Raw genomic sequence first — 8,188 nt, forward strand, 5'->3', positions numbered from 1 at the left:
CTCCCGCCCGCACCCATCCTGACACATCCCCAACACACAGGGACCCATTGGCCTCTCCGCGTATGGAGAAACGGCGCCACCTGCGCCCTCGCCTGCCGCAAGTGACACGGAAAACCCCACCGGCAAACCGGGCCGAAATGCGAGTGGGTCCCGGGGACAAGCCCCGGGATGACACTTCTATTTCTGGCATAGGCCGCACCATACGACAGAGCCGAGGCGCGGCACTCTCTGCGCTTAGGCGAATTCCATGATCACCGCGTCGACGGCGAGGCTGTCGCCGGGGGCGGCGTTGATCTTCTCGACCGTGCAATCGCTTTCGGCGCGCAGGATGTTTTCCATCTTCATCGCCTCGACGACCGCCAGCGCCTCGCCGGCCTTCACTTCCTGGCCTTCGGTGACGTGAATGGCTTTCACCAGACCCGGCATCGGGCAGAGCAAGAGCTTCGAGGTGTCGGCCGCGACCCTTTCCGGCATCAGCGCGTTGAGGCGGTGGCCGACCACGGTGCGCACCACGGCATGGGCCGAGGCGCCGCGATAACGCAGCACATAGCCCTGCTTGGCGCGGACGATCTCGACCGTCATGGCGGTGCCGTCGATCTCGCCGCGGAAGACGGCCTGACCCGGCACCCATTCGGAGCGCACCAGATGGCTTTCGCCGGGCGTGCCTTCATCGTCGATGAAGACGACGCGCAGCGCCGCGCCGGCATCTTCCGCCGTCACGCGCTGGGTCCAGTCGCCGACCGAAACGATCCATTCCTTCGGCAGGTTGCGCGGGCGGCCCGGCAGCTGCCCTGAAATCTGCACCGCGCGCGCGGCATGGACGGTGTTGATGTAGACGGCAATCGCCGCGAAACGCACGGCGCGCTCGTCGGGAAGTCCCACGCCGTGGAAACCGTCGGGATATTCCTCGGCGATGAAGCCGGTGGTGATGTTGCCCGAGCGGAAACGCGGATGCTCCATGATCGCGTTGACGAAGGGAATGTTGTGCTGGATGCCCTCGATGTGGAATTCGTCGAGCGCGCGCGCCATGTGGTCGATCGCGGCGAGACGGTCGTGCCCATGCGTGCAGAGCTTGGCGATCATCGGATCGTAGAACATCGAAATCTCGCCGCCTTCATAGACGCCGGTATCGTTGCGGATGGTCAGGCCGCCCGCCGTGCCTTCGGCCGGCGGCTGGTAGCGCACCAGACGCCCGGTCGAGGGCAGGAAATTGCGGTAGGGATCCTCGGCATAGACACGGGATTCGATCGCCCAGCCCTTGATCTTCACATCCGACTGCTTGATCGAAAGCTTTTCGCCATAGGCGACGCGGATCATCTGTTCGACCAGATCGATGCCGGTGATCAGTTCGGTGACCGGATGCTCGACCTGCAGGCGCGTGTTCATTTCGAGGAAATAGAAATTGCGGTCCTTGTCGACGATGAACTCGACCGTGCCGGCGCTTTCATAATCGACGGCTTTCGCCAGCGCGACGGCCTGCTCGCCCATCGCCTTGCGCGTCGCCTCGTCGAGAAATGGCGACGGCGCCTCTTCGATGACCTTCTGGTTGCGGCGCTGGATCGAGCATTCGCGCTCCATCACATAGATCGCATTGCCGTGCTTGTCGCCCAGCACCTGGATCTCGATGTGGCGCGGCTGCGTGACGAATTTCTCGATGAAGACGCGATCGTCGCCGAAGGAGGATTTGGCCTCCGACATCGAGGAGGTGAAGCCGTCGGCCACTTCCTTTTCCGACCAGGCGATGCGCATGCCCTTGCCGCCGCCGCCGGCCGACGCCTTGATCATCACCGGATAGCCGATCTCGTTGGCGATCCTGGTGGCTTCCGCGACATCCTTGATGACGCCGAGATAGCCCGGCACGGTGTTCACTTTCGCGGCATTGGCGAATTTCTTCGACTCGATCTTGTCGCCCATCACCTCGACGGCCTTGATGTTGGGGCCGATGAAGGCGATGCCGTTGTCGGCGAGCGCCTGCGCGAATTTCGCATTCTCCGACAGGAAGCCATAGCCCGGATGCACGGCCTCGGCGCCGGTCTGCTTGCAGGCGGCAATGATCTTTTCGATGATGAGATAGGACTGCGCGGCCGGCGGCGGGCCGATGTGAACGGCCTCGTCGGCCATCTCGACATGCAGCGCGTCTCGATCCGCATCCGAATAGACGGCGACCGTCGCGATGCCCATCTTGCGCGCGGTCTTGATGACGCGGCAGGCGATTTCGCCCCGGTTGGCGATCAGGATTTTCTTGAACATCAGCAGGAACCTTGCGCGGCGGAATCGAAGGATGAACGGCGAAGAATGTGTCCCACCCTCCCCTTGGGGGAGGGTCGAAATTTGGGTCGCGTCAGCGGCACAAATTTCGGGGGTTCGAGGTGTTTCGCGAAGCGAACAAAAAGGTCCGATGGACCTTTTTGAACCTCGAACGAAAGCTTGGGGCATGGCCCTGCGCTTCGCTCCGGGCGTTCGAAGCTCGAAAAGGCCCACCGGGCCTTCTCGTTTGCCTTCGGCAAAACGCTCCTCACCCCCGAAAAATTCTTCGCGTCCGCTCGAATTTTTCGACCCGCCCCCCAGGGGCGGGTGGGGACGGACCGCAAAGCTGCGGCAAGAGGCGCTGCGAGTGGGCCCCGGCTTTCGCCGGGGTGACACTGAGGTTTTGGCAATAGAGTCACCCTCTCGCCTCTCACAACGGAATGTTGTCGTGCTTCTTCCACGGGTTCTCGAGCTCCTTGTGACGGAGGAGCGCGAGCGCCCGCGCAATGCGGACACGCGTGGAATGCGGCATGATGACTTCGTCGATATAGCCGCGTTCGGCCGCGACGAAAGGATTGAGGAAGCGGTCTTCATAGGTTTTGGTATGCGCGGCGATCTTGTCGGGGTCGCCGATATCGGCGCGGTGGATGATCTCGACCGCACCCTTGGCGCCCATCACCGCGATCTCGGCGGTCGGCCAGGCATAGTTGAGGTCGCCACGGATATGCTTCGACGCCATCACGTCATAGGCGCCGCCATAGGCCTTGCGGGTGATGACGGTGACTTTCGGCACGGTCGCTTCGGTATAGGCGAAGAGCAACTTGGCGCCATGCTTGATCAACCCGCCATATTCCTGCGCGGTGCCCGGCAGGAAGCCCGGCACATCGACAAAGGTGACGATGGGGATCGAGAAGCAATCGCAGAAGCGCACGAAGCGCGCCGCCTTGCGGCTGGCATCCGAGTCGAGCACGCCGGCCAGCACCATCGGCTGGTTGGCGACGATGCCGACCGTGCGGCCCTCGATGCGGGCAAAGCCGGTGATGATGTTTTTCGCAAAGCTTTCCTGGATCTCGAAGAAGTCGCTCTCGTCGACGACCTTCAGGATCAGTTCCTTCATGTCGTAGGGCATGTTGGGATTGGACGGGATCAGCGTGTCGAGCGATTTCTCGATGCGGTCCTGCGCGTCGAAGAAGGGACGTTCCGGCACTTCGTCGCGGTTCGACGAGGGCAGGAAATCCACGAGGCGGCGGATCTGCGTCATCGCGATCACGTCATTGTCCCAGGCGCCGTCGGCGACCGAGGATTTGGTGGTGTGGATCGAGGCGCCGCCGAGCTGTTCCGACGTCACGGTTTCGTTGGTGACCGTCTTCACGACATCGGGACCGGTGACGAACATGTAGGAGGTGTCGCGGACCATGAAGATGAAATCGGTCATGGCCGGCGAATAGACGTCGCCGCCGGCGCACGGCCCCATGATCACCGAAATCTGCGGAATGACGCCCGACGCCATGACGTTGCGCGTGAAGACCTCGCCATAGCCGCCCAGCGCGTCGACGCCTTCCTGGATGCGGGCGCCGCCGGCATCGAACAGGCCGATGATCGGGGCGCCGGTCTTCAGCGCCATGTCCTGGACCTTGGTCATCTTCTTCGCGTGACTGCGCGAGAGCGAACCGCCGAACACGGTGAAGTCCTTGACGAAGACATAGATCGGGCGGCCATTGACCGTGCCCCAGCCGGTGACGACGCCGTCGCCCGGGATCTTCTGCTTCTCCATGCCGAAATCGTTGCAGTCATGTTCGACGAACATGTCGAACTCCTCGAAGGAGCCCTCGTCGAGCAGCAGCGCGATGCGTTCGCGCGCGGTCAGCTTGCCCTTGGCGTGTTGCGCGTCGATGCGCTTCTGCCCGCCGCCCAGCCGCGCCACCGCGCGCCGCTCTTCAAGCCGACGAAGAATGTCCTTCATACTGCCCCCTGAAACCGGAGAATCCGCGCGGCCGCGCGGCTCGAAACCCGTGGTGCCTCAATTTGTCGCAAACCGGCTGTTGCGGGCTTTGAATAGCACCGAAATCTCCTTTTTGCCAATGGCTTGGCCGCCATTCCGATGGGTGGGGACCTTACGCTGCGTCAGCAAGAAGGTCGAGAAAACGGGCGGTTTCGATCAGTTCGGCGCGGCGCCGCGCAAGACGGGCCTCCTCCTCTTCGTCGCGGCCCGAAATCTCCATCTGCCAGGCCTCGTCGAGATAGGCCGCCTCGAAAGCGACGGCAGCATCGAGACGGCGCCGGACCAGCGCCAGGCCGAGCAGCGCCGAGCCCGCCAGCGTGACCGCATTGTGGAGCGCCGCCAGTTCGAAATGATCGAGCCCTTCGAGCACCCTTCCGTAAGCCGCCAGCGCCGCTTCGTCCTGCGCGACGTGAACGAGGCCGGTTGTGACCTTCATGACGATGCCCTGCTCCGCCGCCCATGCGACGATCGGGTCCCAGGCAGCGGCCTGACGATCCGCCAGCGTCTGCGGCGCCTCGGCGCGGTAGCAGAGGAGATCGCTGCCGGCGAAATTGACGATCTCGGCGATGACGGTGGCGCGGCGCGGCTGGACAAGATCGAGCGCGGTGTTGGCAAGCTTCGTCAGCCACATCGAACGCGGATCGATATAGTCGCCCTGCGCCTCCCATTCGGCGGCCATGGCGCGGGCCAGCGCCACCGACGGGACGGACAGCAATTGCTTCGACGGTGTCTTGACCGGCCGCCCGTCGAGCAGGATCGCCTGGCCGCTCTCGACCGGCCCCGCCTCGGCGCGCTTGTAGAAGCGCTTCGGCAGACGCGGCGCGTCACGCCCCGGATGCGGCGGCTGCTCGTCGAGCGTGCGGTTGCGCGCCAGATCGAAAATGGCGGCCGTGATGTCGGGCGTGTTGTCGTTGTCGGTCATGCGTTCCGCGTTTCCCCGAGGCTCTCTCTTCCTCTCAGCGTCCGAAAATGCCGCGCACGGCGCCGCCGATGCCCTTGGCGGCATCTTCGGCCGCACCGCCGATGGCGCCGCCGACATCCTTGACCGTGCCGGCAATGCCGCGCGACTCCTCCTGTGCCGCGGCCGCCGCCGCACCGCAATCGCCGCTGCCGGCGACCGACCCCGAACCCGCGCTCATCAGCGGCAGCAGCGCGCCGATGCCGCCGGTCAGCGCCGCGCCGCCGACGGCGGTTGCGACGCCGGTCGCGACGCCCGCCCGGTCGAGCCCGGCCGTCGGCGCCGAAAGCGGCCCCGAGAGACGCACCGGAAAGGCCAGGCTGACAAGGCTGGCCTTTTTCGGTTTCGGCTTGAAGAGCAGATCGATCCGCTCGCGCCCGAGATCGACCGTGCCGGAACCTGTGGTGATCAGGCTGTCGGTTTCAAGCGCCAGCGCCCGGGCGGTGCCGACGCCGCCGCTGAAATCGAAAGCACTCAGGACACAGACGAGTCTGGCCGTGTCGCCGGTCTTGCCGCCGGGGATCAGCACATTGACCAGATCGTCGGAGACGACCGCGAAGGCACGCGAATTGATCGTGCCCTCGCCGATCGCCAGATTGGTCTGACCGCCCAGCGAAGCGGCAATCGCATGCAGCGAGGCGCCGCGCCCCGTCAGCTTCGCGCCGAAATCGGCCCGCGCCGCCAGCATGGTGGTGAGGTCGAGATCGCTCAGCAGACGGCCGATGTCGAAATTGGTCGCAGCGGCATCGACGGCAACGCTTTTTGCCTTGCCGTCGGCATTGAGCGTCAGCTTCATCGGCGCGCCGCGATAGGCGGCCGTCAGCGGCGCATCGAGCCTGCCGCCCCGGATCGTCAGCGGCAGCTTCATGTCGGCCAGGACCAGCTTGCCGTAGTGAAGCTCGCCCAGCGTGAAGGCCAGTTCGGCATCGAAGGCGTCGAGCGCCTCGAGCGGCAGCGGATCGCGGCTGAAGACCGGGCCGCCCTCCTTTTTGCTACTGGTGCCGCCCGACGCGCCGCCGCCGAGAAAGGGCGTCACGTCGAATTTGGGGCTTGAAAGCGCCCCGGTCAGACGCGGGCGGCCGGTGAGGTCGAGCGCCAGGTCGCCGCCGACGCTGGTGCCGGCCACGCTCAGCGCCGCATCGGACAAGACGATCTTCGTTGCATCCCCGGCGATATCGGCCGCGAAGGCCACCGCCGCGCCATTGACGTCGCCCTCGACGACGGCATGAAAGCCGTCGCCTTTCGGCCGCGCGGTGATTTCGCGGAAGGCGGCCGCCGTGGTCTCGCCGGTCGTGCCGTCGCGATAGGCGATGCGCAGATCCGCAATCTCGATCTGCGGAATGCCGGCCAGCGCCAGACCGCCGCCCCCGGACGGCGCGGCGGGCGCCGCCTCGCCGAATTCCCAGTTGCCGCGGCCGCGGCGATCGGTTTCGAGATAGATATCGGCGCCCGACAGCGCGACCTCGCGCAGATCGACATTGCCGGACAAGAGCGGCAGCAGCGCCAGTTGCAGCGACAGGCTGTCGGCGGTCAGCATCTGCGGCCGCGTGGCCCAGTCGGCATTGCCGAAGCTGATCTTTTCGGCCACGACCGTCGGCACCAGCGAATAGCCGATATGGATACCGCCGTCGATCGTCAGCGTGCGGCCGGTCGCGTCCTTCGCCGCTGCCTCGATCTGCGGCGCGAAACGGCCGAGATCGACAAAGGTCAGCGCATAGAGCGCGCCGGCCAGCAGCAGCACGACGACAACGACGAAGCGCAGCAATTTCCTCATGGCACCTGCCTCCCCTGATCAGCCGACGACGCGGCGCCGGGCCAGAGCGTGTCGAGCGCCGGCGCCAGCGCCGAAAAATCGGGCAGCACCAGATGCGCGCCGCTCCGCCGCAGCGTCTCGGGCGCATGATAGCCCCATTCGACGCCCAGCGCATGGGTGCCGGCGGCCCGCGCCATCTCGATATCGTAGCTGGTGTCGCCGATCAGCGCCGTGGCGGCCGGATCGATGCCGGTTTCGGCCATGGCGCGGTAGAGCATTCCGGGATGGGGCTTGGAAGGCGCGTCGTCGGCCGTCTGCAGCGTGACGAAATAATCCGACAACCCGTGCGTTTCGAGGGCGTGGCGCAGGCCCTGTTGCGACTTGCCGGTGGCGATGCCGAGCAGAACGTCGCCGCGCGCATGCAGCGCCTCGATCGCCGCCCGGGCGCCGGGAAACAGCGGTTCGGCCAGATCCTTGCGCCGGCGCACCTCGAAAAAGGCATCGCGATAGCTTGCCGTGACGCGGCGGCGGAAGCCCGCTTCGGCCTCGGGCAGCAGCGCCGCCAGCGCCTCGTCGAGCGACAGGCCGACGATCGACAGCACCTGCGCGCGCGGCAGCTCGGCCAGACCATGCGCCGCAAAGGCATGCGCCATCGCCGCCACGATCATGTGCTGGCTGTCGATCAGCGTGCCGTCGCAATCGAACACGGCAAGGCGGAGGGGAGCGGTCAAGCGGCAACCACCGTGATCCGTCCCGCCTGTCGCGATTTTGGCTTCCTTCTGACGACGATCTCGACATCGCGGTCGAGCTGGGTCAGGAACGCCATCAGACGTTCCACCGAGAAGCCGTCCAGCTTGTAGTTGACGAGCGCGGAGACTTTCGGCTGATTGATGCCGAGCAGATCGGCAATTGTCGCCTGCACAAGGCCATGCTCCTCGATCACGCGGTTCAGCTCGAAGGCCAGCCGCAGCTTCGTCTGGCGTTCCTCGGCATCCGCAAAGCCGAGATCGGCGAAGACATTGCCGCTGCCACGCTTGATCTTTTCAACCTTTGCCTTTGTCATGGCCGGCCACCTGACTGGATGACGATATATACCACAACTCCGTCATGACCCGCTTTATGCGGGTCATCCACGTCTTTCTCCGGGGACTCCAAAGACGTGGATGGCCCGGACAAGCCCACTGCTGTCCGGTTAAGCATAGGCAATCTCCAGTTGCGCAGGATTTGG

The 8,188-nt window shown here is 65.2% G+C and carries 6 protein-coding genes; all 6 read right to left on the minus strand.

Translation table 11 applies throughout. The annotated features are described in order from the left end of the window. Positions 1-234: 234 nt before the first annotated feature. The 6 genes from accC to AAC071_RS16545 all read right to left on the minus strand — a co-directional run bounded on the left by accC (position 235) and on the right by AAC071_RS16545 (position 8,023). Positions 235-2,250, minus strand: a complete 2,016-nt coding sequence (gene accC, locus AAC071_RS16520; protein ID WP_339834752.1) for an acetyl-CoA carboxylase biotin carboxylase subunit — start codon at positions 2,248-2,250, stop codon at positions 235-237. A 427-nt stretch (positions 2,251-2,677) separates the two neighbouring features. Next, entirely contained in the window at positions 2,678-4,210 is a 1,533-nt protein-coding gene (locus AAC071_RS16525) for an acyl-CoA carboxylase subunit beta (protein WP_339834754.1), read from the minus strand. A 151-nt stretch (positions 4,211-4,361) separates the two neighbouring features. Continuing rightward, the gene (locus AAC071_RS16530; protein ID WP_339834756.1) at positions 4,362-5,171 is read right to left on the minus strand and encodes an ATP12 family protein; all 810 of its coding nucleotides are present in this window, start codon (positions 5,169-5,171) and stop codon (positions 4,362-4,364) included. Positions 5,172-5,205: 34 nt separating this feature from the next. Then, a complete protein-coding gene (locus AAC071_RS16535; protein ID WP_339834758.1) occupies positions 5,206-6,981 on the minus strand; it encodes an AsmA family protein in 1,776 nt (591 codons plus the stop codon). After that, positions 6,978-7,691 carry an HAD-IA family hydrolase gene (locus AAC071_RS16540; RefSeq protein WP_339834760.1) on the minus strand — a complete coding sequence of 238 codons (714 nt, stop codon included), beginning with the start codon at positions 7,689-7,691 and terminating at the stop codon, positions 6,978-6,980. Before AAC071_RS16540 ends, AAC071_RS16535 begins: the two co-directional genes overlap by 4 nt. Then, complete coding sequence (locus AAC071_RS16545; protein ID WP_339834762.1) at positions 7,688-8,023, minus strand: helix-turn-helix transcriptional regulator; 336 nt, start codon at positions 8,021-8,023, stop codon at positions 7,688-7,690. Before AAC071_RS16545 ends, AAC071_RS16540 begins: the two co-directional genes overlap by 4 nt. Positions 8,024-8,188 lie beyond the last annotated feature (165 nt).

This window comes from uncultured Parvibaculum sp. (assembly GCF_963975745.1).
Classification (GTDB): Bacteria; Pseudomonadota; Alphaproteobacteria; order Parvibaculales; family Parvibaculaceae; genus Parvibaculum.

Excerpts from the sequence above, each read along its gene's own strand:
- AAC071_RS16525 (WP_339834754.1), bottom strand. The coding sequence starts at position 4,210 with ATGAAGGACATTCTTCGTCGGCTTGAAGAGCGGCGCGCGGTGGCGCGG.
- AAC071_RS16545 (WP_339834762.1), bottom strand. The coding sequence starts at position 8,023 with ATGACAAAGGCAAAGGTTGAAAAGATCAAGCGTGGCAGCGGCAATGTC.
- AAC071_RS16535 (WP_339834758.1), bottom strand. The coding sequence starts at position 6,981 with ATGAGGAAATTGCTGCGCTTCGTCGTTGTCGTCGTGCTGCTGCTGGCC.
- accC (WP_339834752.1), bottom strand. The coding sequence starts at position 2,250 with ATGTTCAAGAAAATCCTGATCGCCAACCGGGGCGAAATCGCCTGCCGC.
- AAC071_RS16530 (WP_339834756.1), bottom strand. The coding sequence starts at position 5,171 with ATGACCGACAACGACAACACGCCCGACATCACGGCCGCCATTTTCGAT.